The organism is Ruegeria aquimaris (genome assembly GCF_025751555.1).
Classification (GTDB): Bacteria; Pseudomonadota; Alphaproteobacteria; order Rhodobacterales; family Rhodobacteraceae; genus Ruegeria_B; species Ruegeria_B aquimaris.
The window spans coordinates 1-23,773 of record NZ_JAOWLB010000019.1 but is presented as its reverse complement, the minus strand read 5'-3'; the positions used below and the strand labels follow the sequence as shown (position 1 = coordinate 23,773).

The window sequence follows — 23,773 nt, the reverse complement described above, 5'->3', positions numbered from 1 at the left end:
TGCTGTATATCGTCCGGAATGGATGAATTGAATTTCGATACCAGAATCGGCCTGCCCGAAGCGCTGCGGGTGCTGCTCGCGGCGCATCCGCGCGAGAGCTGGCAGGCCGATCCCAATTTTCATGGTCTGGTCAGCTTCTGGCTGGAACGTCACATGATGTTCCGCCGGATCATGGCGCATATGCAGGCCGAGACCCGGGCGTTCCTGGAGGCCGACCGGGACGCGGCAGGGTTTGCGCAGGGCATCGCGCGCTATGGCGGCATGTTCGTGAACCAGTTGCACGGGCACCACCAGATAGAGGATCAGCACTACTTTCCCCTGCTCAGGAGCAAGGAAAGCCGTATCGAGGCGGGGTTCGACCTGTTGGATGCGGACCACCATGCGCTGGACGGCCTGCTGAACCGGTTCGTGAAGCAGGCAAATGCGGCGATCCAGGAGGCCAATGGCCCTCAGGCGCGCAGCAGCGCCGGGACGCTGTTGGCGGGACTGGGCGATCTGGAGCGGATGATCGGCCGACATCTGGAGGATGAAGAGGATCTGATCGTGCCGATCATCCTGAAACACGGCGCCGACAATCTGGGATAGCCATAGGAACAACAGTGGTCCTTGTACCCGATGGCCTGTCCGCAATGCGCGACGGCCACACGATTTCAACGAAATCGTGTCCACAAGGTTTGTACCAAACCTTGTTTCCGCGCGATAGCGCGGGTGCGCCCCCGATCAGACCTTGGGATCGGGGTTCACCGTATGGCCATCGACTGCGATAACCTGCCCCGACACAAGGCGTGCCGCGTCGGACCCCAGAAACACCGCCATGTTGGCGATATCCGCCGCTTCGACGAACCGGCCCATCGAGGTACCCGAGGCATAACCCGCATAGACCTGGTCACGTGTCATGCCCTTGGCCGCCGCCTCGCGCGCCAGCACGCCCTCCATCCGCGGGCCTTCGACGGCGCCGGGGCAGATCACGTTGCAGCGGATCCCGTGCGGCCCCAGTTCCATTGCCAGCGTCTTGGCAAGGCCAATCACCCCCCATTTCGCCGCCGCATAGGGCGCGCGGTGCGGGTAGCCGTACTGCCCCGCGGTGGAAGAGGTGATCACGATACTGCCCGCGCCCTGCCGTTTCAGCAGGGGCGCGGCGTATTTGGCACAGAGAAACGCGCCGTCGAGATTGACCGCGATGCAGGCGCGCCAGCCGTCAAGGGGCATATCTTCGACCAGCGCGGTCGGTCCGGCGATGCCCGCATTAGAACACAGCGTGTCGAGCCCGCCCCAGTCGGCCTCGATTTCGGCAAAGAGCGCTGCAACCGAGGCCTCATCCGCCACATCGGCAACACTTTGCCGCCATTGGGTGGGACAAGCGGCCAGCGCCGCCTGGTCCACATCCGCCACCCAGACCCGGCAGCCCGCCACATCGAAGGCCTCGGCCATGGCCCGACCGATGCCCGAGGCGCCGGCAGTGATCAGGACGCGCGCGCTCATGCCGGTTTCCGAATCGCGCTGCCTGCGCCCTCGGGGTAAGGCAACCCCGCCTGCGCTTGCGTGATGCGGGCCATGGCGGCCTCGATCGCGGGTGACGGCGCGCAGGGCTTGCGGGTTTCCAGGCTCACATGCAACAGGAAGCTTTCGCCGGTGGCCAAGAGCGTGTCGCCCTCGTACATGCGATGGAACAGATGCAGCTTCTTGCCCTGCCCCAGCAGCATCTGGGTCTCGACCCGGATCCGCGCCCCGGCATGGGTCTCGTCCAGATGGCGGATATGGGTTTCGGCGGTGAAATAGCTGCCGCCATTGGCGATGTAGTCGGCATCGCAGCCGATGATCTCCATGAACCGGTCGGTGGAATTGGCAAACGCCTCCAGGTATTTGGACTCGGTCATGTGACCGTTGTAGTCGGTCCAGTCGAGCGGCACCGCGCGCGACAGCGTCAGGATCGGCTGGCTCAGGTCGGCAGTTTCCAGGTTGGGCAGCGCGCGGGGCTTCCGCGCCGCGTCATGCGTGTTCAGCACCGCGCCCGCGCCCCAGTTCTGCGCCTTGAGCGCCCGCATCATGCCGACAAGATTGTTGTCGCGGATGCGTTCCAGCTCACGGATCGTATGATGGCCCGATTGCGCATCCGACTGGCCCGCGATCAGGTCGACCAGCTCGTCGGTGAATTCGGGCACATCCATCAGCTTGGTCCAAGGCCAGCTGAGGCAGGGGCCGAACTGGGCCATGAAATGCTTCATGCCCGCCTCGCCGCCCGCCACGCGATAGGTCTCGAACAGGCCCATCTGCGCCCAGCGGATACCAAAGCCCATGCGGATCGCCTCGTCGATCTCCTCGGTGGTGGCGATGCCGTCCTTGACCAGCCACAGCGCCTCGCGCCAGACGGCCTCCAGAAAGCGGTCGGCGATATGGGCGTCGATCTCCTTGCGCACATGCAGCGGGAACTGACCCAGACCGCGCATGATCTCCTTGGCGCGTTCGATCATCTCGGGGCTGTTTTCCGGCGTCGTCACCAGTTCGATCAGCGGCAGAAGGTAGACCGGGTTGAACGGGTGCGTCACCACGATCTGACCGGGTCGTAGCGCGCCCTCCTGCAATTCGCTAGGCTTGAAGCCCGAGGTCGAGGAACCAAGGATCGCCTGCGGATCGCAGGCCTCCTGGATCGAGCGATAGACCTTCAGTTTCAGGTCCAGCCGCTCGGGCACGCTCTCCTGGATCCACGCGGCCCCTGCGACCGCGTCCCCCAGATCGGCGTGAAAGCTGAGCTTACCCTCGGGCGGCAGCGGTACGTCGCTGAGACCGGGCAGCGAACGGCGGGCATTGGCCAGCACCTCGCCGATCTTGCGTTCAGCCTCGGGGTCGGGGTCGAACACCCGAACATCCCAGCCGTTGAGCAGAAAGCGCGCGGCCCAGCCGCCGCCGATCACGCCGCCACCGATGATTGCAGCCGTTGTCATGACGGCCTCTCCTTCTTTGTCCATGTTCCGTGTTTCAACGCGGATCTTGTGCCACGTCGATCAGTTTGCTCGTGTCATAGCCATTGGCGGTCAGCGCCGCCTCGGCCCGGGCGCGCATATCGGCGCCGATCCGGGGCTCGCGCGCCAGGATCCAGCCGGTCTTGCCGCGCGGGGTGCCGATGGCGGCGACGGTGTAGCCCCCGTCGATATAGAGGACCCAGTAGTCGCCGCGCGCAAAGGGCAGCCAGGGCACGAAAGTGACAGACAGCTTGCCCGGCCCCTCGACCCGCGCCACACCTTCAGCCGTGGTCACCGGCCCGTCGAGCGCGCCCTTGCGGCAGGTGTTGGTCACACTCACCTGTCCGTCGTCGCGCAGGGCATAGTCGGCAGTGACACCGACGCAGCCCTCTTCGAACCGGTTGGGAAAGCGCGCGATCTCGTACCAGCGGCCAAGGTAGCGGTCGATGTCCAGCGCCGACACCGCGTTGATCGCGACCGAGCGGTCGCGATAGGTCTCGGCCCCTGCCACCGACGCGGCCAGGGCAAAGACAGCCGCAAGCGCCGCCGCCAGCCGGTTCACTTCGCCACCGGTGCGCGTTTCACCAGGCCCAGCTTTTCGCGCACTTCGGCGGGGCCAATCACCCGCGCGCCCATGTTCGACACGATGCCTGCGGCCCGTTCGACCAGTTGCCAGTTCTCAGCCAGCACGCCCTTGTCGAGCCACAGGTTATCTTCGAGCCCGACCCGCACATTGCCCCCCGCCAGCACCGACGCCGCGGCATAGGCCATCTGGTTGCGGCCCAAAGAGAAGGCGCTGAAGGTCCAGTCGTCGGGCACATTGTTGACCATGGCCATGAAGGTGTTGAGGTCATCGGGCGCGCCCCACGGCACCCCCATGCAGAGCTGGACCAGCGCCGGACCGTCCAGCACGCCATCCTTGACCAGTTGCTTTGCGTACCAGAGGTGGCCGGTGTCGAACGCCTCGATCTCGGGCTTGACACCCAGTTCGGTCATCATCCGGCCCATGGCGGTCAGCATGCCCGGCGTGTTGGTCATAACGTAATCGGCCTCGGCAAAGTTCATGGTGCCGCAGTCGAGCGTACAGATCTCGGGCAGGCATTCGGCCACATGCGCCACGCGCTCGGTGGCGCCGACCATGTCGGTGCCCTTTTCACGCAAGGGCAGCGGGTTTTCGACATCGCCGAATATCATGTCGCCGCCCATGCCGGCGGTCAGGTTCAGCACCACGTCGACCTCGGCGTCGCGGATGCGGTCGGTCACCTCACGATACAAATCCAGCCGGCGCGAGGGCGCCCCTGTCTCGGGGTCGCGCACATGGCAATGCACCACCGCCGCCCCCGCCTTGGCCGCCGCGATGGCACTGTCGGCGATCTGCTTGGGGCTGCGCGGCACATGTGGGCTGCGATCCTGGGTGCCGCCCGAGCCGGTGACGGCGCAGGTGATGAAGACCTCGCGGTTCATTTCCAGAGGCATGTCGGTTTTCCCTTGTTTTTACCGGCTTCTCCCCCGGGTTGTCCCCAAGTTTGTCCCCGGATTCCGATTTGCGTTGTGTTCGACTCTGGCGCAGCCTTGCGGCGACCACTTGCCAGAATGCGAATCGAACTTGATGAAATCCGCAAAAAACATTCTCCAGCCGGAACACCGCGCGCTGAAATGCGCGCTTCTGGTGCTGGACGATTGCAACACGCTCAGCTTTGCCGCTGCGGTGGATCCGATGCGCGCCGCCAACCGGCTGGCGGACCGGCACGCGTTCGACTGGGACTATGTCACCGCAACCGACGCGCCCGCGCGGCTGACCTGCGGGCTGATGGTGCCGGGCCTGCCGCTGGCACGGCTCGAAACCTGCGACCTCCTGATCGTCGTGGCGGGGTTCCATCTGGCACGCCATGCCACGCCCAGCCTCTTGGCCGGGCTGCGCCGCATCGCGGCGGGCGGCGCCACGATCGCCGGGATCGACGGCGGCCCGTGGCTCTTGGCCGAGGCAGGCCTGCTCGACGGCCATGTCGCCACTACTCATTGGGAGGATCTGGACAATTTCGCCAGCCGCTTTCCGGCCATCGACGTGTGCCACGACCGCTTTGCCGTCTCGGGCAACCGGCTGACCTCGGGCGGGGCGATGCCCGCCATCGAGATGATGCTGCATATCATCGCCGCGCGTCACGGCGCGGGCTTTGCCGCCCGGGTGGCGGGGCTGTTCCTTTACGAGGGCGCGCCCCAGCCCGGCACCCCGCAGCGCCGCACCGGGGCGCCGCACCGCCACAACAAGCTGACCGCGCGGGCCAATGCGCTGATGGAGGCGGCGCTGGACGAGCCGCTGCCGCTGGCCGAGATCGCCGAGACGCTGGGCACCAGCCCGCGCACCCTGCAACAGCAGTTCCGCCTGCGCCTGGGCACCACGCCGCAGGACCATTACCTGCAACTGCGCCTGGCCGAGGCGCGGCGGCTGGTCACCGACACCGACATCCCGCTGATGGAGGTGGCACAGGCCACCGGCTTTACCTCGCAATCGAGCTTTGCTCGCGCCTTTCGCACCCAGCACGGCCAGTCCGCGCGCGACCTGCGACAGGCCCGCACCCAGCCCGCAGCGCCCTGATCTTCATTTCGCTGCAAATACTCCGGGGGAGTCGCGCGGCACGCGCGACGGGGGCAGAGCCCCCACACCAGAGAATAACCGCCCCGGCCCGCTCTCTCCCTCGGGCCAGGGCGCATGGCGTCAGCCGCGCGAGACCTTGATCTTCTGTGCCGCGGCCGGGGCCTCCTGGACCCGTTTGGGCACGCGGACATGCAGCACGCCATCCTTCATCCTGGCTTCCGCCTTGGCGCCTTCGGCATCCTCGGGCAGGCGGAACGAGCGGCGGAACGCGCCATACTGGCGCTCGGAGAAATACCAGGTGTCGCCTTTCTTCTCTTCATGGGTTTTCTTCTCGCCCCTTATGGTGACGACGCCATTCTCGACGGTCAGTTCGATGTCGTTCTCGGACACGCCCGGCAGCTCCATCGAGATGTCATAGGCGGTGTCATTGCCGGATGCTTCGGTCGCGGGACTCAGCCAATCGGCCAGCTTCGCACCAAAGGTGCGGAACGGGTCATAGAGCGATGGCCAGAGGCCAGCGTGATCGGATTTTTCAACCATGGTCGGTCCTCCTGTGCTGTTTTGCCCGAGTCTCGCACGGCCTGCGCCCGCGCACCTTGATCCGGCGCAAATTCACGACCCGATCTTGCGCCTTTGCCGCCCTGCCGCCATGGTGCGCGACAACAAGGAGAAAGACGTGATGACCCTGAGCGACCTCGACGATCTTCTGGCCGCCCGCCATTCCTGCCGGGCGTTCCGCGCCGACCCGGTGCCGCGCGCCGATATCGAGCGGATCCTGTCCACGGCGCGGCAGGTGCCGAGCTGGTGCAACGCGCAGCCCTGGCAGCTAGTGATCACCAGCGGCGCAGAAACGGACGCGTTCCGGGCCGCCCTGATGGAGGAAGTGCAGCGCGGTACAGCGAAGCCCGACCTTGCCTTTCCCTCCGGCTATTCCGGTGTCTACCAGGATCGCCGCCGCACCTGCGGCTGGGCCTTGTACGAGGCGGTGGGGGTGGAAAAGGGCGACCGCCAAGGGTCAGCGGCGCAGATGATGAAGAATTTCTCGCTGTTCGACGCCCCCCATTGCGCCATCGTTTCCAGTCCCGCCGAGCTGGGCGGTTATGGGGCGATGGATTGCGGCGGTTTTGTCACCGCCTTCACGCTTGCGGCACAGGCGCTGGGGGTTGCGACGATCCCGCAGGCGGCGGTCGCCTCTTATGCGCCGTTCCTGCACCGCTATTTCGGGATTGGCGAGGATCGGCTGATCCTCTGCGCCATCTCGTTTGGCTATTCCGACACCGGGCATCCGGCGAACGCGTTCCGGACGGAACGCGCGCCCTTGGCCGAGTTCGTCGAATGGCGGGGCTGAGCCGCCCCGCGATCCTGTGCTGTGGCGAGGCGGTGGCCGATCTTGTCCCCGCCACGCTGGCTGACGGCAGCGCGGGGTTTCGCCCGGTCGCTGGCGGTGCCGCCGTCAATACCGCGATCGCCCTGGCCCGGCTGGATGTTCCGGCGGGGTTTGTCGGCGGGTTGTCGGACGATCCTATGGGCCGGATGCTGCGCGAACAGATGGAGGCGGCAGGGGTAAACCTGGCCCTGGCGCAGCGGCGAGCGGAGCCCACGACACTGGCCCTCGCCCATTCGCTGCCGGATGGCACCCAATTCGACCTCTATGACCAAGGAAGCGCCGGACGCGCCTTTGACCGCGCGCCCGGGGTGCCCGAGACGATACGGGCGCTGGTGTTTGGCGGCATCAGCCTCATCCACGATCCGGCCGCATCCGCGTTCGAGGCACTGGCGGCGCAGGCGGCGGACCGATTGATCTGGCTCGACCTCAACATCCGGCCCGGGCTTGTCACCGACGCGGCCTCCTATCGCGCCCGGCTGAGCCGGTTGATGGCGCGAGCCGATGTGGTCAAACTGTCGGACGAGGACCTGCACTGGTGGGGAGAAGTGCCGGACGTGCGCCCCGGTCAGATGCTGATTATCAGCCATGGCGCGCGCGGGGCCACCGCGCGTCAGGGCGGAACGGAAATCACCCTGCCCGCCCCCGACGTCGCGGTGGCCGATACGGTCGGCGCCGGCGATGTGCTGAACGCGGGCTGTCTGGCCTGGCTCTGGCAGGCTGGACGGCTGGATAAGCCGGTGACGTTGGACCCATCCGAAATCGAAGCGATGCTGACCCACGGCACCCGCGCCGCCGCGCTGAGCGTGACACGCCCTGGCGCGGCCGCCCCAACACGGGAGGAACTGCTGACATGCGTGCCCTGATCCAACGTGTGGCCCATGCCTCGGTCACGGTCGAAGGGGAGAGGATCGGCCAGACCGGGCCGGGCCTGTTGATCCTGATCTGCGCCATGGCGGGCGACGGCGAGGCGCAGGCGGACCAGTTGGCCGCCAAGATCGCGCGCCTGCGCATCTTCAAGGATGAGGCGGGCAAGATGAACCGCTCGGTTCTGGATATCGGCGGCGGGGCGCTGGTGGTGAGCCAGTTCACCCTGGCCGCCGACACCTCGCGCGGGAACCGGCCGGGGTTCTCGACCGCAGCGCCGCCTGCCGAGGGCGAGCGGCTGTACCGGTATTTTGCCGCGCAGCTTGCCGCGCAGGGCGTGCCGGTGGAAACCGGGCAGTTTGGCGCCGACATGAAGGTCGAGCTGCTCAACGACGGACCCGTTACCATATGGATGGAAACATGATGACGCCCGAGGACATGGCACGCGCGATCTGGCAGGCCGGGGTGGACGCGGTCGGCGGCTATGCCGCCACTGCCACCGCGCTGGAGGACATGCCGCGCCCGGATCGCATTCTGGCGGTGGGCAAGGCGGCGGCGAGCATGGCGCGGGCCGCGCTCGACCACTTCGGGCCGGTGCCCTGTCTAGTGGTGACCAAGGACGGCCATGGCGCGGACCTGCCTGCCTCGGTCGAGTTGATCGAGGCGGCGCATCCGGTGCCGGATGCGCGCAGCCTGGCCGGTGGCCGGGCGCTGCGGCAGGCGGTCGAGGCGATGGATGCGGGCAGTCACCTGTTGCTGCTGGTGTCGGGCGGAGCCTCGTCCCTGGCCGAGGATCTGGTGGAAGGCAAGACGCTGGACGATCTGGCGGCGCTGAACCGGGCGATGCTGGCCGAAGGGCTGGACATCACCGCGATGAACGCACGGCGGCGGCGGATTTCCCGCATCAAGGGCGGCGGCCTGCTGGCGGCCTTCAAGGGCGCCCGGGCGGATGTGCTGGCGATTTCCGATGTGCCGGGTGACGACCTGATGGTGATCGGCTCGGGGATCGGGGCGCGGCCGGCGACCGCAGCGTTCCGGGGCGCGGCCAAGATCATTGCCTCGAACGCCATCGCGCGGGCTGCGGCGGCGGCCAGGGCGCGTGAGCTGGGTCTGGCGGTGTTGAGTGAGGAAGAGGCGCTGCATGACGATCTCTTCGCGCTGGCGGACCGGATCGGTCCGCGCCTCTGCGCCCTGCCCGCCGGTGTGCTGGTGCTGGGCGGCGAGCCCACCGTGGTGCTGCCGGAGAATCCGGGCCGAGGCGGCCGCAACCAGGGGCTGGCGCTGGCACTGGCACGCGGGATCGCCGGGCAGGAAAACCTGTGTGTTGTTGTCGGTGGCACCGATGGCACCGATGGTCCGACCGAGGCTGCGGGCGGAATCGTTACCGGCCAGACATGGGGTCCGGGCGCGGCCGAGGCGCTGGCCGCCGCCGACAGCGGCAGCTGGCTGGAGCGGCATGGCGCCTTGCTAACCACTGGCCCGACGGGCACCAATGTGATGGACCTGCTGGTCGCAGTTCGCGCTTGAACGGTCGCATTCCTGCTCAGATTCCCGCGAACGCTCTGAAAGAGTTCGGCCATGACCACGACCAATGCGCTGCGCGAGATCGAAGAACTGGCTGACATGGGCATTACCCTGTCTGATGGCACACGGCTGTCTGCCCGGGTGTGGCGCCCGGTTGACAGCGGCACCGACCCGGTGCCCGCGATCCTGGAATACCTGCCCTATCGCAAGCGCGACGGCACCTGTGCCCGCGATGCGCTGACCCATCCCTGGATGGCCAAGCGCGGCTATGCCTGTATCCGGGTCGATATCCGCGGAAATGGCGACAGCCAGGGGGTGATGGAGGACGAGTACACCCAGCAGGAACTCGACGACGCGGTCGAGGTAATCCGCTGGCTGGCAGCGCAGCCCTGGTGCAGCGGCACTGTCGGCATGATGGGGATCAGCTGGGGCGGGTTCAACTCGCTTCAGGTGGCGGCGATGCAGCCCGAACCGCTCAAGGCGATCATCACGCTCTGCTCGACCGTGGACCGTTATGCCGAGGATATCCATTTCAAGGGCGGATGCCTGTTGAACGAGAACCTGGGCTGGGGCGCCACCATGTGGTGTTTCTCATCCCGCGCGCCCGACCCGGCGCTGGTCGGCGAGGGGTGGCGCGAGATGTGGCTGGAGCGTCTGCGGGCGCAACCCTTCCTGCCCGAGATCTGGTTGCAGCACCAGACGCGGGACGCCTATTGGCAGCATGGCTCGATCTGCGAGGATTTCAGCGCGGTCAAGACGCCCACGCTGGCGATCAGCGGCTGGGGCGACAGTTACATGAACACGGTGCCGCAGCTGGTCGACAACCTGGAAACGGTGGTCAAGGGCATCAATGGGCCGTGGATCCACAAATACCCGCATTTCGCCATTCCGGGCCCCCGGATCGGGTTCCTGCAAGAGGCACTGCGCTGGTGGGACCGCTGGCTGAAGGGCATCGAGAACGGCGTCGAGGATGAGCCCGATTACCGCGCCTATGTAATGGACGGGATCGCACCCGAGACCAAGAGCCTCTACCGCCCCGGACGATGGATCGCGGAACAGACCGGCTCCACCCGCCACCTGCCGGTGGAGACGCTGCATCTGACCGACACCGGGCTGGATCCCAAAGGATCGCTGACCGCCCAGGTCAGCACCCCGCTGCACGCCGGCATGGATTGCGGTGAGTACGGCTCGTTCTTTGCCGGGCCGGAACTGCCTGGCGACCAGCGGCTGGACGATGCGCTTTCGGTCTGTTTCGACAGCGCCCCCCTGCCCCAGCGGATGGATATCGTCGGCGCCCCGCGCATCCGCCTGCGGCTGAGTTCGGACAAGCCGCAGGCGCAAATTGCGGTGCGGCTTAACCATGTGCTGCCCGATGGCACCTCGGCCCGGATCACATATGGCGTCCTGAACCTGACCCATCGCGATAGCCATGCGGCACCCGAGGCGCTGGAGCCGGGGCGGGTCTATGACATCGCCTTCGACCTCGACCATATCGGCTACCGCGTGCCTGCGGGGCACCGGCTCAGGGTGGCGGTGTCGTCCTCCTACTGGCCGATGATCTGGCCCTCGCCCGAACGCACCTGCCTGACCCTGCACGAGGCCGCTATCGACCTGCCGCAGCGACCGGCGGGCGAGGCCGACGAATGGGTGTTCCCGCCCGAGGACGGCGACGCGCCCTGGGACATCCGCACCCTGCGCGAGGCATCGAACATCCGCCGCACCGAGATCGACAAGGCCAACGGCGAGGTGCGCCTGATCATTGTCGACGACAGCGGTCTGGTCGAGGACGCGACCCATGGCGCCATCTCTGGCACCATCGCGCGGGAAACCTGGGTGATTCACCCCGATGACCCCCTCTCGGCGCGCGGGTCCTGTCACTGGACCAGTGAAACAGGGCGCGGCGAGCTCAGGCTGAGAACGGAAACGACCTGCGAAATGTGGTCGGATGCGGAGTATTTCCACCTCAAATCGGGCATTTCCGCATTCGAAAACGACACGCTACTGTATCAAAACGACAAGGTGTCACGAATCAGGCGCAACATGGCCTGAGGGCCCGGCAAGCGGCGAGCGGACATTCACGCTTGCCCAGCCCGACGAAATACGCAAACGTTGATTCACCAGTCAACAAAAACGGCGCGCAAAGCGCCCAACCACTCAACCGGGAGACTTCGATGAAGGAACAACTAGATTTCATGGCCGGCCGCGTAACGGCAGGCAAGATGACCCGCCGCGAATTCATGGGCAAGGCCGCCGCATTGGGCGTGTCGGCCGCGGTGGCCAGCTCGATCTTTGCACAGGCGGCACGGGCCTCGGAACCCAAGCGCGGCGGCGTGGTCAAGCTTGGCTCGGTCGGCGGTGAGTCGACCAACTCGCTCGACCCGGCAACCTATGCCAGCCAGGTCCCCTATCACAACGGCAATCAGTTCGGCGATACGCTGGTGAACGTGGCCGCCGACGGGTCCATCGAGAACCGTCTGGCCGAAAGCGTCGAGGCCAGCGCCGACGCCAAGACCTGGACCTTCAAGATCCGTCAGGGTGTCGAATTCCACAACGGCAAGACGCTGACCTCGGAAGACGTGCTGAAGACGATGCAGCGCCATTCGAACGAGGATTCGAAATCGGGTGCCCTCGGCATCATGAAGGGCATCGAGTCGATGAAGGCCGATGGCGAATATTTCTCGGTCACCCTGAGCGATGCCAACGCCGACCTCCCCTATCTGATGGCCGATTATCACCTGATCATCCAGCCCGATGGCGGCATGGACGATCCGGGCGCGGGCATCGGTACCGGCGCTTACAAGATGGAAGTCAACGAACCGGGCGTGCGCCACGTCTATTCGAAATTCGCCAACTACTGGGGCGATGACGGCTATTTCGACGGTGTGGAAATCCTGGTCATCAACGATGCCACCGCACGGACCGCAGCACTTCAGTCGGGCCAGGTGCATATCATCAACCGTGTCGAACCGAAGGTCGCCGGCCTCTTGAGCCGTGCGCCGAACCTGACCGTGCATTCGACCCCGGGCCGCGGCCACTATGTGTTCATCATGCATGTGGACAAGGCGCCGTTCGACAACAAGGATCTGCGCCTGGCGCTGAAATACGCCATCAACCGCGAGGAGATGGTGGAAAAGATCCTGCGCGGCTACGGCTCGGTGGGCAACGACATGCCGATCAACGCGGCCTATCCGCTGTTCGACAGCGCGATCCCGCAGCGCGAGTTCGACCTGGCCAAAGCGGCCGAGCACTACAAGGCATCCGGTCACGACGGCTCGCCCATCGAGCTCCGTGTGTCGGATGTGGCCTTCCCCGGCGCCGTCGACGCCGCCGCGCTGTTCCAGCAGACCGCGGCCGCCGCTGGCATCCCGCTGGAGATCAAGCGCGAGCCCGGCGATGGCTACTGGTCCGAGGTCTGGAACGTACAGCCCTTCTGCGCCTCGTACTGGGGCGGGCGTCCGGTGCAGGATCAGATGTACTCGACCGCGTACCTATCCACCGCAGACTGGAACGACACCAAGTTCAAGAACGCCGATTTCGATGCGATGCTGCTGCAGGCCCGCGCCGAACTGGATCCGGTCAAGCGCAAGGAAATCTACTCGAAGATGGGTATGATGCTGCGTGACGAGGGCGGCCTGATCTGTCCGATGTTCAACGACTTCGTGGACGCGACCAGCAACACGTTGGCCGGTTGGGAAACCGACCCCAACGGCGAGTTGATGAGCGGTCAGGTTACCCGCAAAATGTGGTTCGCCTGATCCGGGTCCGGCAGCATGCACCCGATCGTGAAACTTGTGTCCCAGCGCCTTGCGCTGGGACTCATGCTCCTCTTTGGCGCTTCGGCCCTGATATTCGGCCTGACCGAAGCGCTTCCCGGAGACGCCGCGCAAGCCGTCCTGGGACAGTCCGCAACCCCCGAGTCCCTGGCGAACCTGCGCGAGGAAATGGGTCTCGACCGTCCTGCGCTGACGCGCTACTTCGAATGGCTGGGCGGCATTCTGCAAGGCGATCTGGGCAAGTCGCTGACCAACAAGCTCGACATCGCTGAATCGGTCGGCGGTCGTCTGGGCAATACGCTTTTCCTCGCCTTCTGGGCCGCCATCGTGTCGGTGCCGCTGGCGATCTTTCTGGGTCTGCTGGCTGTGCGCTATCGCAACCGCTGGCCCGACAAGGTGATCTCGGCGGTGACGCTGACCACCATTTCCATCCCCGAATTCCTGATCGGTTACGTTCTGGTCTATTTCGTCGCGGTGAAGCTGGGCATGTTCTCACCCCTCGCGATGATCAACGACAGCATGAGCCTGGGGCAGAAGCTGAACGCCATCGCCCTGCCGGTGATCGTGCTGACCATGGTGGTGCTGGCGCATATGATGCGGATGACCCGCGCCGCCATCCTGAACGTGATGCAATCGGCCTATATCGAGACCGCCGAGTTGAAGGGGCTGACCAACTTCAAGATCATCTATCGCCACGCCTTTCCCAACGCGATCGCACCGATCGTCAACGTGGTGATGCTGAACCTCGCCTATCTGGTGGTGGGTGTCGTGGTGGTCGAGGTGGTGTTCGTCTATCCCGGCATGGGGCAGTATCTGGTCGATCACGTGACCAAGCGTGACGTGCCGGTGGTGCTGGCCTGCGGGGTCATCTTTGCCGCGATCTATATCGGGCTGAACATGGTCGCCGATATCGTTGCCATTCTGGCCAACCCCAGACTGAGGCATCCGAAATGAAGAACATTCCAATTTCCGCCGCCATCGGTCTTTTCCTGACGGCGATGTATTTCATCGGGGCGATCTTTGCCCCGCTGCTGGCCCCCTATGGCATGGCCGAGGTGGTCGGCGATGTGTGGGAGCCGTCAAGCCGCGAGTATCTGCTGGGCACCGACAATATCGGCCGCGACCTGCTGAGCCGGATGATCTATGGCGGGCGCACCACCATCTTTGTCGCAACCATGGCCACCATCCTCAGCTTTACCACAGGGTCGATCCTGGGCTTTCTGGCCGCCGTGCTGGGCGGCTGGGCTGACCAGCTGATGTCGCGCACGGTCGATCTGATCATGTCGATCCCCTCGCTGATCACCGCCCTGGTGGTGCTGGCCATGGTGCCGGTGACCATTCCGGTGCTGATCCTGGTAATGGGCTTTCTCGACGCCACCCGCGTCTATCGCCTAGCCCGCGCCGTGGCGGTGGACATCAATGTGATGGACTATGTCGAGGCCGCCAAACTGCGCGGCGAGGGCCGCGTCTGGGTCATCTTTCGCGAGATCCTGCCCAATGCCCTGTCACCGCTGGTGGCCGAGCTGGGCCTGCGCTTCATCTTCATGGTGCTGTTCATCTCGACCCTGTCGTTCCTGGGCCTGGGCGTGCAACCGCCGCTTGCCGATTGGGGCGGCATCGTGAAGGAGAACAAGGACGGCATCGTCTATGGCATCGGCGCGGCGCTTTATCCGGCCGTGGCCATCGCCACCCTGGCCATCTCGGTCAACCTGGTGGCCGACTGGGTGCTGAACCGCACCACATCGCTGAAAGGAGGCCGGGGATGAGCGAACCGCTTCTCAAGGTCCGTGGCCTCAAGATCGGCGCCACCGTCTATCCGCCGGGCGAAAAGCCGCATGATATCGAGATCGTGCACGGGGTCGATTTCGACCTCGAGCGCGGCAAGGTGCTGGGGCTGATCGGGGAATCCGGAGCTGGCAAATCCACCATCGGGCTGGCCTCGATGGCCTATGGCCGCGGCGGTGTGAAAATCACCGGCGGAGAAGTCTGGGTCAACGGGCGCGACATTCTCAAGACCTCGCTCAAGGATGTGCGCGGCCTGCGCGGCGGCGAGGTGACCTATGTCAGCCAATCGGCGGCGGCCTCGTTCAACCCGGCCAAGAAGATCATGGAACAGGTCATCGAGGCGGCGGTGGAACAGAACAAGTTCACCCGCAAGGAGGCAGAGGCGCGGGCGCGTACGCTGTTCGCCAAGTTGGGTCTGCCCGATCCTGACAATATCGGCGAGCGCTATCCGCATCAGGTCTCGGGCGGGCAATTGCAGCGCTGCATGACGGCGCTGGCGCTGTGCCCCGAGCCTGATCTGGTGGTGTTCGACGAGCCCACCACGGCGCTGGACGTGACCACCCAGATCGACGTTCTGATGGCGATCAAGGAGGCGATCCAGGATACCGGCGTCGCTGCGCTCTACATCACCCACGATCTGGCGGTGGTGGCGCAGGTCAGCGACGACATCATGGTGCTGCGGATGGGCGACATGGTCGAATATGGCGAGACCGACCAGATCATCAACCGCCCGCAGAAAGAGTATACGCAGGCGCTGGTGTCGGTCCGCTCGATCGAGCACGAAGAGAAGAAACCGACGCCTGAACCGGTGCTGTCGGTGACCGGCATCTCGGCCCGCTACAAGGGGCTGGCCTTTGACGTGCTGCATAATGTGACCGTCGACCTGCATCCCGGCCAGACGCTGGCGGTTGTGGGCGAAAGCGGCTCGGGCAAATCGACGCTGGCCCGCGTGATCACCGGCCTGCTGCCGCCGCGCGAGGGCGAGATTACCTTTGCCGGGCGGAAACTCAGCCGCGATCTGGCCGGGCGTTCGCGCGAGGATCTGCGCGAGTTGCAGATGATCTATCAGATGGCGGATGTGGCGATGAACCCGCGCCAGACCGTGGGCACCATCATCGGGCGGCCGCTGGAGTTCTATTTTGGCCTGCGTGGCGCCGAAAAGCGCAAGCGGATCGTCGAGTTGCTGGACGAGATCGAGATGGGCGAGAAGTTCATCGACCGCTATCCGGCCGAGCTGTCGGGCGGCCAGAAACAGCGGGTCTGCATCGCGCGCTCGCTGGCGGCCAAGCCGAAAATGATCATCTGCGACGAGGTCACCAGCGCGCTGGATCCGCTGGTGGCGGATGGCATCCTGAAACTGCTTCTGGATCTGCAAAAGATCGAGAACGTGGCCTATCTGTTCATCACCCACGACCTGGCGACGGTAAAGGCGATCTCGGACTCGATTGCGGTGATGTATCAGGGCCGGGTGGTGCGCTATGGCTCGAAAAGCCAGGTGCTGAGCCCGCCGTTCGACGACTATACTGACCTTTTGCTCAGTTCGGTTCCCGAGATGCGGCTGGGTTGGCTGGAAGAGGTGGTAGCCCATCGCAAGATGGAAAGCGCCGGTAACTGATCGCATAGGAAAACGCAAAAAGGCCGGGAACCTTGGCGGGTCCCGGCCTTTTTCGTGTTGCGGCCTGCCTAGGCCGCCGTCTGTCCCTGTGCGATGGCCTGAACGGCGGCGGCGGTCAGTGGCTGGCCACCGATGGCCCAATCGCCCTCTTCCACCTCGACAACCCGGACCCATGTGTACGGGCGCATGTTCTCGCCTTCGACGGCGATCATCGCCTCGGTCACGCGGCGCACCATGTCCGCCTTCTGTTCTGGGGTGAACACGTTCTTGATCACGTCAACGGTTACGAGCGGCATCTGGTTTTCCTCCTCTGTGCCTGACCGGTTCGCCCGGTCGATATGAGGACGTTACGAAAGATGCATTCCGCGCTATAGTTCAGGACCTGTAGCAAAGCACTACAGATTCAGAAGGAACGCGCTACAGAAACTGCACTGAACAAGAAACCGGGGTTACCGTCATGCAATACGGCCAGTTCTGTCCCATCGCCAAGGCAACCGAAATACTCGGCGAGCGCTGGACGATCCTGATCATCCGCGAATTGCTGATGGGCGCGCGCCGGTTCAACGAGTTGCAGCGGGGGTTGGGCGATATCTCGCCCTCGCTGCTGACGGCGCGGCTGAAGTCGCTGGAAGAGCAGGCCATGATCACACGTCGCCGTATTCCGGGGCAGAAGGGGTACGAGTACCATCCTACCCCGGCTTGCGAAGCACTGATGCCGGTCCTGTTCAACCTGGGAGAATGGGGCATCTGCTGGGCCAAGCACACGATCCTGGACCAGGATTTCGATGCTGAATTCCTGCTGTTCTACCTGGAACGCAGCATCGATACGTCCAAGCTGCCGGGTCAGGTGGCGGTGCTGAAATTCCGGTTTGCCGATCTGGTGGAACAGCAGGACTGGTGGCTGGTGGTGCGTGGCGACCGGACCGAGGTCTGCCTCAAGGATCCCGGCATGGATGTCGATGTGTTCTTCAACTGCACCGTGCGCACGATGGCGGATGTCTGGATGGGTGACCGCACCTATCGCGAGGCCATGCGCGCGGGCGACATGGATATGCAGGGCGACCCCGCGCTGACCCGCAATGTCACGCAGTGGCTGCGCCCCAGCATCTTTGCCGAGAGCCCGCGCGAGGCGCAGACCGCCTGACAGCCGGGTCAGAAATCCAGCTTGGCGCCCACGATCACCGTGTGCGAGCGCACCCCGTCATCGGCCACGACCGTGGGCATGATGAGCGGCACGAACCCGTCGTTGAACATGTACTCGGCCCCCAGACGGAAATGCGGGTTCACCTGCATCTCGACCCCCAGAATGACCTGGTCCATCTTCTCCCAGCGGGTGCCGTCGGCCCCCTGCACGCCCCGGCTGGCGCTCAGCGAATAGGTGGTCGGCTTGCCCAGCAGCATGGAGCGGTAGCGCCCCTGCACCGTCATCGCGCGTACCGAATGGCCGGTTGCGGGCCAGGTGTTGGTCGTCTCGGTAAACTCTGCCATCACGTCGAAATTCTGGCCGCTCAGCGTGGCGTTCAGGTCATAGGCACTGTTCCAGATCCGGTTGATCCCGGCGGTCGGCGGATGGTGCGCGATGGTGCTGTCATAGATCGTGCCACGCAGGAACCCGCCGCCCAGCGTCAGATCCAGGTCATTGCCGATATCCAGCCGGTGCGACACGTTGATCGCGTAGTTTTCGTAATCGCCGTCATTGTCCGGAGTATTGACCACCCGCAGGCCCCGATGGCCGGGGATCAGGCTGAAACTGGCCAAGGTGCGGTCACTGACATAGCCCAGTTCGATCAGGGGGTCCTTGGTCTGGGCCCAGAAGTAGTGGTTCGAGTGACTGTGGGTGAACGGCGCATAGGTCGCAAGGTTCCCGAAATTTACCGTCTTGCGCCCGAAAGCCAGGTAGAAGGGAGAGACGTTCAGGTCTCCGATGGCAATCCAGTACTTGCGCAACTGGATATCGTCCTGACCGGGATATTCGACCTCGGTATATTCTCCCTGCACAAAGGCAGTCACCATCGGCAGGGTAAGCGTCGCGTTCAGAGTGATCTCGTTGACCACGCCATAGGTATCGGACGTGCCGGGCTTGTGGGTGGGCGGCAGCCGGGACAGGATCGGGTACTTGCCTGCGGTATTGGTGTTCTCGTGGATTACCGAGCCAAAAGCCCGCCCGCCAAGATAGAGCCGGTTCTGCAACAGGATGTCGTTCTGCCTTGCCCGCAGGGCCAGTGCGACCTTGTTGGTCACATTGTCCTGCCGGTCGATCATCGCCGAGGAGTAGGTGACATCGGTCGCAACCGCATTGGGGATCAACTGATAGGCCCCCGGGCGATCTTGTGCTGTGGCTGGCGATGCTAGTCCGATGGCAAGCGCGGCGGCTATCAGGGAGGACAAAGAAAACTTCTTCAATGCAGACTCCACGCTTTCGTGGCGCGTACCGCGCCACGCGCGCCCCCAAGAATCGATTATCACAAAATCGTGAGATTAGATATGAAAAACAACACTTTGAACTCAATATATTTTGCATATGTTATCTGGAACAGTAACTGAACATTTCTGACGTTCCGGGTTTCCTTTTCGGCGCAAACGGGCATGACTTTCCGGGCAGAGCCAGTCAGGCTCGAATCGACCGCAGAAGACCAAGTCAGGGACCCCAGCATGAACCGCAAGCTTCTCCTCATCATTCTCGACGGTGTCCCTTACCGGAACTTCCGCCGGTTGTTCGGCAATCTCGAGGGTTGGGTGGACAGTGGCGAGGCGCGGGTCTGGAAACACCGCGCGGTGCTGCCCTCGACTTCGGCCAGCTGTTATGCCTCGATCCATACCGGGGTCAGCCCGCAAGAGCACGGCTGCACCGGTAACGGCAATGTCTTCCGCCTGTCGCACAAGGACGTCTTCAGCCAGGTGCGCGCGGGCGGCGGCGTGACCGGAGCGGTCACGCACAGTTTCTGGTCGCAATTCTTCAACCGCCACCCGTTCGATTACGTGCGCGACATCGAGTATGACGAACCAGAGAGCGAAACCATCAACCATGGCCGGTTCCACACCATGACCGGGTACGGGCATGACAATCAGATGACGCCCTCGGACGTGGATCTGTTCGCGACGCTGACCAACCTCTGCCTGCGCTTCGGGCTGAACTATGGCATCCTGCACACCTGCACGCTGGACAGCATGGGGCACCGGTTTTATCACGAATGCGACGAGATGGATCACGCCTGTTTCGTGATGGACGAGATGCTGGCGCCCTTTATCCCGCGCTGGCGGCAGCTGGGCTACGAGGTGATCGTGACTGCCGATCACGGCCAGGACGAGCGCGGCCATCACGGCGGGCGCGGCCTCTTGCAGCAGGAAACCGCGCTTTACTACTTTGGCGATGCCGAAGGCCCCGACGCAGAGACTGTGATCGACCAGTTGCAACTGGCGCCCACCATCCTCGGCCGTCTGGGCGCGCCGATTGCCGAGACGATGAAGGCGTCCAGCTTTCTGAAATGATCCGCTGCCTGTGGCCGGGCAAAAAACCGGTCACCCGCACCCGCAAACAGGCGGTTTGGTCCCCTACCGGGCTACTCTCTCGCGGCGATGGCCTGCACCTTGACCTTGCCGCCAAAGGGCAACCTTGCCGCCTGATAGACCGTCCGCGCTGGCCGATGGCCAGGGGCAAACAGCGTCGCGTAAAGGGCGTTCACCTGTGGAAGATCATCAAGGTCGGCAAATGCCAGATCGACATAGACGATGTCCGAAGGGGAGAAACCTGCGGCTTCTGCGATACGGAAGACGTGGCCAAATGCGATCTCTGCCTCCTCACGCGCGGTTCCGGGAATATACCCCCCGGGTCCAACCGAAAGCTGACCGCTGATCCAACACGTGTTTCCGACAACAACCGCATTGCTGATCGGCGAGGGAGATTCAGGCACCCCGGCGACATCGACAATGAATTCACGAGTCATTTTGATCCTCCTTGCGCAGATACGCGCGCCCTATCAGCCCCGGTCCGACAGGCACAGCGCAGTGGGGCTAAAGATCTGCTCTTGCACGCAAATTTGATGATCAACCGAGGGTTCATGTGCCAGGACACGGCCTGGCTTGCCTCAATCGTAAGGCCAAATCCCCTGCCCCAGCGCCTCGATGGCCACCGTGATCCGCTCGAAACTGTCCTGCGCGCGCGTGACCGAGCCGCGAGCACGCAGGTAACCGTGGATCAGCCCTTCTTCGTTGATCCATGCGGCGCGGCCACCGGCGGATGTGATCGCCTCGCAATACATCCGCCCGTCATCACGCAGCGGATCGCAATCGGCGGTAATGACCACCGTGGGTGGCAGATCCTCGAAATCGCGGTCCGACAGCGGCGCCCAGGTCGGATCGCCCGCCGGGCGCGGGCCATCGAACCGGATGTCCTGATAGAACTCCACATCCCCAGCGGTCAGCATCGGCGCCTCGGCATGTTCGGCATAAGACGGGGCCTCGCCACTGGCCGCCAGGACCGGGTAGACCAGCACCTGCCCCAGGATGCATTTCAGCCGTCCCCGTGCCGCATGCGCCACCGCCGCCATCAGATTGCCTCCGGCACTGTCTCCGGCGAGTACGATCGCGTCACGAAACTCGGCCTCGGCCCATTCGACCGCCGTCCGGCAATCGTGAAACTGGACCGGGTGGCGATACTCGGGACACAGGCGATAGTCCACCGCCACGACGCGATATCCGGTCTGGGCACAGATTTCGGCGCAAACATCGTCATGGCTGTCGAGACCGCCCAGGATGAAGCCGCCGCCATGGGCATAGACAACGGTCCGCGTGGGATGCCCCGCCCAATAGACGCGGACCGGCACGCCATTTGCGTCCCGGTCCTCGGTTTTGATCCGATCCGGCCGCCCCCGGTAAAAGGCGCGGCACATGGCGTCATAGACCCGCCGCTGTCCCGCGATGTCGAGCGTGACGGCATCGTCGGGATAGCTCTCGGCGGTTCGCCGGATGAACGCCCAGGTTTCCGCGTCGATCAGCCGGCTGTAATCCATGTGTTCCCCGTTCAGGCTGCCCATTCCCAGGGTCGCGTATAGGCGCCCAGGACCTTGGCCACATCCTGTTCCGAGCTTCCCTTGGCGTCAAGCTGCGCGACAAGGCCGCGTTTCTTGTCGTCGATGACCGAGACCACGCGGGCCGCGACCCCTGCCTCGGCCAGGGCACCGTTATAGACCCGGGTGATCGCATTCTTGCGCAGGTCGGGCTTGAACACCTTGCCCACCGCCGTCTTGGGCAGTTCCGGCAGGATGGTCATATGCTTGGGATGCGCGGCGCGCTCGTGCACATGCACCTTGCAGTATTCCAGCAGCTCCGCTTCGGTCACCGAAGCGCCGCCCACCAGTTCGACAAAGGCGCAGGGCACCTCGCCCGCATGGGCATCGGGCTGGCCGATGGCGCCGGCAAAGGCCACCGCCGGGTGGCCCAAGAGCGCCTCCTCGATCTCGGCGGGGTCGATATTGTGACCGCCGCGAATGATCAGGTCCTTGGCCCGGCCGGTGATCCAGAGGTAGCCGTCGGCGTCGATCCGGCCCAGATCGCCGGTACGCAGATGGGTGCCGTAGTAGAACAGATCCTTGTTCTTGTCCTCTTCGGTATAGGTATGTCCGGCATAGACCCCGGGGTTCGAGATGCAGATTTCGCCGATCTCGTCCACCGCGCATTCCGCCGGGCCATCGGGCGTGCCCTTGATGATCTTGACGTCGGTATAGGGGAACGGGATGCCGATCGAGCCGATCTTCTTTTCCCCGTCCACCGGGTTGCAGGACACGAGGCAGGTCGCCTCGGTCAGGCCATAACCCTCGACGATGGTCACACCGGTTGCCTGCTCGAACCGTTTGAACAATTCCACCGGCAGCGGCGCCGAGCCGGAAAACGCGGTCTTGACGGTCGAGATATCGGCATCGACCGGGCGCTGCATCTTGGCCGAGATCGCGGTGGGCACGGTGATGATAAAGGTGACTTTCCAGCGTTCGATCAGTTTCCAGAAATTGTCGAACACGCCGTCGCCGCGATAACCTGCCGGGGTCGGGAACACCACATGCGCGCCCGACGAGATCGCCGCCATCATGATGACGTGGCAGGCAAACACATGGAATAGCGGCAGCGGACACATGATGGTGTCCTCTTCGGTAAAGAGCAGCGTGTGACCCAGCCAGCCATTGTAGATCAGGCCAGAATACTTGTGCTGGGCGACCTTGGGCATGCCGGTGGTACCGCCGGTGTGGAAGTAGCAGGCCACACGGTCATGGGTTGCGTCGGCGAATTGCAGCTCGGTCGGCTGCTTGCGCAACTCTCTGTTGAAGCTCAGATAGTCGGCATGGGCCAGGTGCTCCTTGTCCGCCATCTTGGGCCGCACCAACGGCACGATCCAGGATTTCGGCGGCGTCAGATAGCGGTTCAGATCGACCTCGAGCACAGTCGTCACATGCGGTGCGTGGCGCACCGCCTCGGCCACCTTTTGTGCGATGTCAGTCTTGGGGAAAGGACGGAGCGTGACCACCACCTTGGCATTGGTCTCGCGCAGGATCGCGGCGATCTGCTCGGGCTCCAACAGCGGGTTGATCGGGTTCGCGATGCCCGCGACCGCGCCGCCCAGCAGGGTGATCAGCGTCTCGTTGGTGTTGGGCAGCACATAGGCCACCACGTCCTTTTCCCCGATACCCAGCTTGCGGAACAGGTTGGCCGCCTGATTGGTCTTGGCCAGCAGCTCTGACCAGGTCAGCGTTTCCGCCTTGTCGGTCGGGCCGGACAACAGCTGGTAGCTGATCGCGCTCCGGTTCGGGAATTTTCCGGCTGTCCGCGACAGAAGCTGGTGCAGGGTCACCGGAACATCCCGGTCCTCCCACGGCATTTCGTTTTCAATACGCGCGCGGTCTTCGAGTCCGGCAAACGCCATATGTGATCCTCCCCTGTGGCCCCGTTGTCCGGGCCATTCCATCCTTTGTGACCAAGATGCGAAGAAACGCGACCTGGCGCAAGCTGGCGCTTAACCGGATGCATCAAAGAAAGCGCCGATGACGCCACGGCGGATCAAAGATGACGTTACGGCCCGAGTGATGAAGCGGGCATGAAAGAAGGGGCGACCCGGCGGGCCAAGGCCCTATAGGTAAATGTTGAAAGAGGCTGAAAGTTCAGCCTCTTTTGCAATTTTATTTTAGATGAGCGGATTTGAAACTTTTAGGCCGTGTTGACAAAAGGGATTCACAGGCAGCGCTGAACGTGATTCAAGCTGGTATCTGCGATGGAGACCAGCTT

The 23,773-nt window shown here is 64.2% G+C and carries 23 protein-coding genes; 13 read left to right on the top strand and 10 right to left on the bottom strand.

Annotation, left to right across the window (positions count from 1 at the left end; all coding sequences use genetic code 11):
• Positions 1-18 precede the first annotated feature (18 nt).
• The gene (locus OE747_RS19805; protein ID WP_263830207.1) at positions 19-585 is read left to right on the top strand and encodes a hemerythrin domain-containing protein; all 567 of its coding nucleotides are present in this window, start codon (positions 19-21) and stop codon (positions 583-585) included.
• A 135-nt stretch (positions 586-720) separates the two neighbouring features.
• Here the strand turns inward: OE747_RS19805 and OE747_RS19800 are convergent, their stop codons facing one another.
• From OE747_RS19800 to OE747_RS19785, 4 genes are read right to left on the bottom strand one after another with little or no spacing between them, the layout of a single operon-like run.
• The gene (locus OE747_RS19800; protein WP_263830206.1) at positions 721-1,482 is read right to left on the bottom strand and encodes an SDR family oxidoreductase; all 762 of its coding nucleotides are present in this window, start codon (positions 1,480-1,482) and stop codon (positions 721-723) included.
• Positions 1,479-2,942 (bottom strand): carnitine 3-dehydrogenase, encoded by a 1,464-nt coding sequence (locus OE747_RS19795; RefSeq protein WP_263830205.1) that lies wholly within the window; start codon positions 2,940-2,942, stop codon positions 1,479-1,481. Before OE747_RS19795 ends, OE747_RS19800 begins: the two co-directional genes overlap by 4 nt.
• 34 nt (positions 2,943-2,976) lie before the next feature.
• Positions 2,977-3,522 (bottom strand): lipocalin family protein, encoded by a 546-nt coding sequence (locus OE747_RS19790; protein WP_318527326.1) that lies wholly within the window; start codon positions 3,520-3,522, stop codon positions 2,977-2,979.
• Positions 3,519-4,436: a BKACE family enzyme gene (locus tag OE747_RS19785; protein ID WP_263830204.1), complete on the bottom strand. Its 918-nt coding sequence runs from the start codon at positions 4,434-4,436 to the stop codon at positions 3,519-3,521. Before OE747_RS19785 ends, OE747_RS19790 begins: the two co-directional genes overlap by 4 nt.
• Before the next feature lie 133 nt (positions 4,437-4,569).
• On the opposite strand from OE747_RS19785, the gene OE747_RS19780 reads away from it, so the two are divergent.
• Positions 4,570-5,556 carry a GlxA family transcriptional regulator gene (locus tag OE747_RS19780; protein ID WP_263830203.1) on the top strand — a complete coding sequence of 329 codons (987 nt, stop codon included), beginning with the start codon at positions 4,570-4,572 and terminating at the stop codon, positions 5,554-5,556.
• 120 nt (positions 5,557-5,676) lie between these two features.
• Here the strand turns inward: OE747_RS19780 and OE747_RS19775 are convergent, their stop codons facing one another.
• Positions 5,677-6,096: an Hsp20/alpha crystallin family protein gene (locus OE747_RS19775; RefSeq protein WP_263830202.1), complete on the bottom strand. Its 420-nt coding sequence runs from the start codon at positions 6,094-6,096 to the stop codon at positions 5,677-5,679.
• A gap of 139 nt (positions 6,097-6,235) precedes the next feature.
• On the opposite strand from OE747_RS19775, the gene OE747_RS19770 reads away from it, so the two are divergent.
• From OE747_RS19770 to OE747_RS19730, 9 genes are all read left to right on the top strand, one after another.
• On the top strand, positions 6,236-6,904 hold the full coding sequence (locus OE747_RS19770) for a nitroreductase (protein WP_263830201.1): 669 nt from the start codon (positions 6,236-6,238) through the stop codon (positions 6,902-6,904).
• Positions 6,892-7,806, top strand: a complete 915-nt coding sequence (locus OE747_RS19765) for a carbohydrate kinase family protein (RefSeq protein ID WP_263830200.1) — start codon at positions 6,892-6,894, stop codon at positions 7,804-7,806. Before OE747_RS19770 ends, OE747_RS19765 begins: the two co-directional genes overlap by 13 nt.
• Positions 7,794-8,231 carry a D-aminoacyl-tRNA deacylase gene (gene dtd, locus OE747_RS19760; RefSeq protein WP_263830199.1) on the top strand — a complete coding sequence of 146 codons (438 nt, stop codon included), beginning with the start codon at positions 7,794-7,796 and terminating at the stop codon, positions 8,229-8,231. The genes OE747_RS19765 and dtd overlap by 13 nt, the downstream gene beginning before the upstream one ends.
• Positions 8,228-9,334: a DUF4147 domain-containing protein gene (locus OE747_RS19755; RefSeq protein ID WP_263830198.1), complete on the top strand. Its 1,107-nt coding sequence runs from the start codon at positions 8,228-8,230 to the stop codon at positions 9,332-9,334. Before dtd ends, OE747_RS19755 begins: the two co-directional genes overlap by 4 nt.
• A 51-nt stretch (positions 9,335-9,385) precedes the next feature.
• The gene (locus OE747_RS19750; RefSeq protein WP_263830197.1) at positions 9,386-11,380 is read left to right on the top strand and encodes a CocE/NonD family hydrolase; all 1,995 of its coding nucleotides are present in this window, start codon (positions 9,386-9,388) and stop codon (positions 11,378-11,380) included.
• 122 nt (positions 11,381-11,502) lie between these two features.
• Positions 11,503-13,086 carry an ABC transporter substrate-binding protein gene (locus OE747_RS19745; protein ID WP_263830196.1) on the top strand — a complete coding sequence of 528 codons (1,584 nt, stop codon included), beginning with the start codon at positions 11,503-11,505 and terminating at the stop codon, positions 13,084-13,086.
• A gap of 15 nt (positions 13,087-13,101) precedes the next feature.
• Entirely contained in the window at positions 13,102-14,058 is a 957-nt protein-coding gene (locus tag OE747_RS19740; protein ID WP_164128392.1) for an ABC transporter permease, read from the top strand.
• Complete coding sequence (locus tag OE747_RS19735; protein WP_263830195.1) at positions 14,055-14,870, top strand: ABC transporter permease; 816 nt, start codon at positions 14,055-14,057, stop codon at positions 14,868-14,870. The genes OE747_RS19740 and OE747_RS19735 overlap by 4 nt, the downstream gene beginning before the upstream one ends.
• Positions 14,867-16,504, top strand: coding sequence for an ABC transporter ATP-binding protein (locus tag OE747_RS19730; protein ID WP_263830194.1), 1,638 nt, complete (start codon positions 14,867-14,869; stop codon positions 16,502-16,504). Before OE747_RS19735 ends, OE747_RS19730 begins: the two co-directional genes overlap by 4 nt.
• 68 nt (positions 16,505-16,572) lie before the next feature.
• Here OE747_RS19730 and OE747_RS19725 read toward each other — a convergent pair whose 3' ends face one another.
• Positions 16,573-16,800, bottom strand: a complete 228-nt coding sequence (locus OE747_RS19725; protein WP_164128395.1) for a tautomerase family protein — start codon at positions 16,798-16,800, stop codon at positions 16,573-16,575.
• A gap of 161 nt (positions 16,801-16,961) precedes the next feature.
• Here OE747_RS19725 and OE747_RS19720 point away from each other — a divergent pair, with 161 nt between their 5' ends.
• The gene (locus tag OE747_RS19720) at positions 16,962-17,648 is read left to right on the top strand and encodes a winged helix-turn-helix transcriptional regulator (protein WP_263389500.1); all 687 of its coding nucleotides are present in this window, start codon (positions 16,962-16,964) and stop codon (positions 17,646-17,648) included.
• An 8-nt stretch (positions 17,649-17,656) separates the two neighbouring features.
• Here OE747_RS19720 and OE747_RS19715 read toward each other — a convergent pair whose 3' ends face one another.
• Complete coding sequence (locus tag OE747_RS19715; RefSeq protein ID WP_263830193.1) at positions 17,657-18,892, bottom strand: hypothetical protein; 1,236 nt, start codon at positions 18,890-18,892, stop codon at positions 17,657-17,659.
• 264 nt (positions 18,893-19,156) lie between these two features.
• On the opposite strand from OE747_RS19715, the gene OE747_RS19710 reads away from it, so the two are divergent.
• Entirely contained in the window at positions 19,157-19,993 is an 837-nt protein-coding gene (locus tag OE747_RS19710; RefSeq protein ID WP_263830192.1) for an alkaline phosphatase family protein, read from the top strand.
• A gap of 71 nt (positions 19,994-20,064) precedes the next feature.
• On the opposite strand, the gene OE747_RS19705 is transcribed toward OE747_RS19710, so the two are convergent.
• The 3 genes from OE747_RS19705 to OE747_RS19695 all read right to left on the bottom strand — a co-directional run bounded on the left by OE747_RS19705 (position 20,065) and on the right by OE747_RS19695 (position 23,414).
• Complete coding sequence (locus tag OE747_RS19705; RefSeq protein ID WP_263830191.1) at positions 20,065-20,448, bottom strand: RidA family protein; 384 nt, start codon at positions 20,446-20,448, stop codon at positions 20,065-20,067.
• A 141-nt stretch (positions 20,449-20,589) separates the two neighbouring features.
• On the bottom strand, positions 20,590-21,513 hold the full coding sequence (locus tag OE747_RS19700; RefSeq protein WP_263830190.1) for an alpha/beta hydrolase: 924 nt from the start codon (positions 21,511-21,513) through the stop codon (positions 20,590-20,592).
• A gap of 11 nt (positions 21,514-21,524) precedes the next feature.
• On the bottom strand, positions 21,525-23,414 hold the full coding sequence (locus OE747_RS19695) for an acyl-CoA synthetase (protein WP_263830189.1): 1,890 nt from the start codon (positions 23,412-23,414) through the stop codon (positions 21,525-21,527).
• Positions 23,415-23,773: the final 359 nt, after the last annotated feature.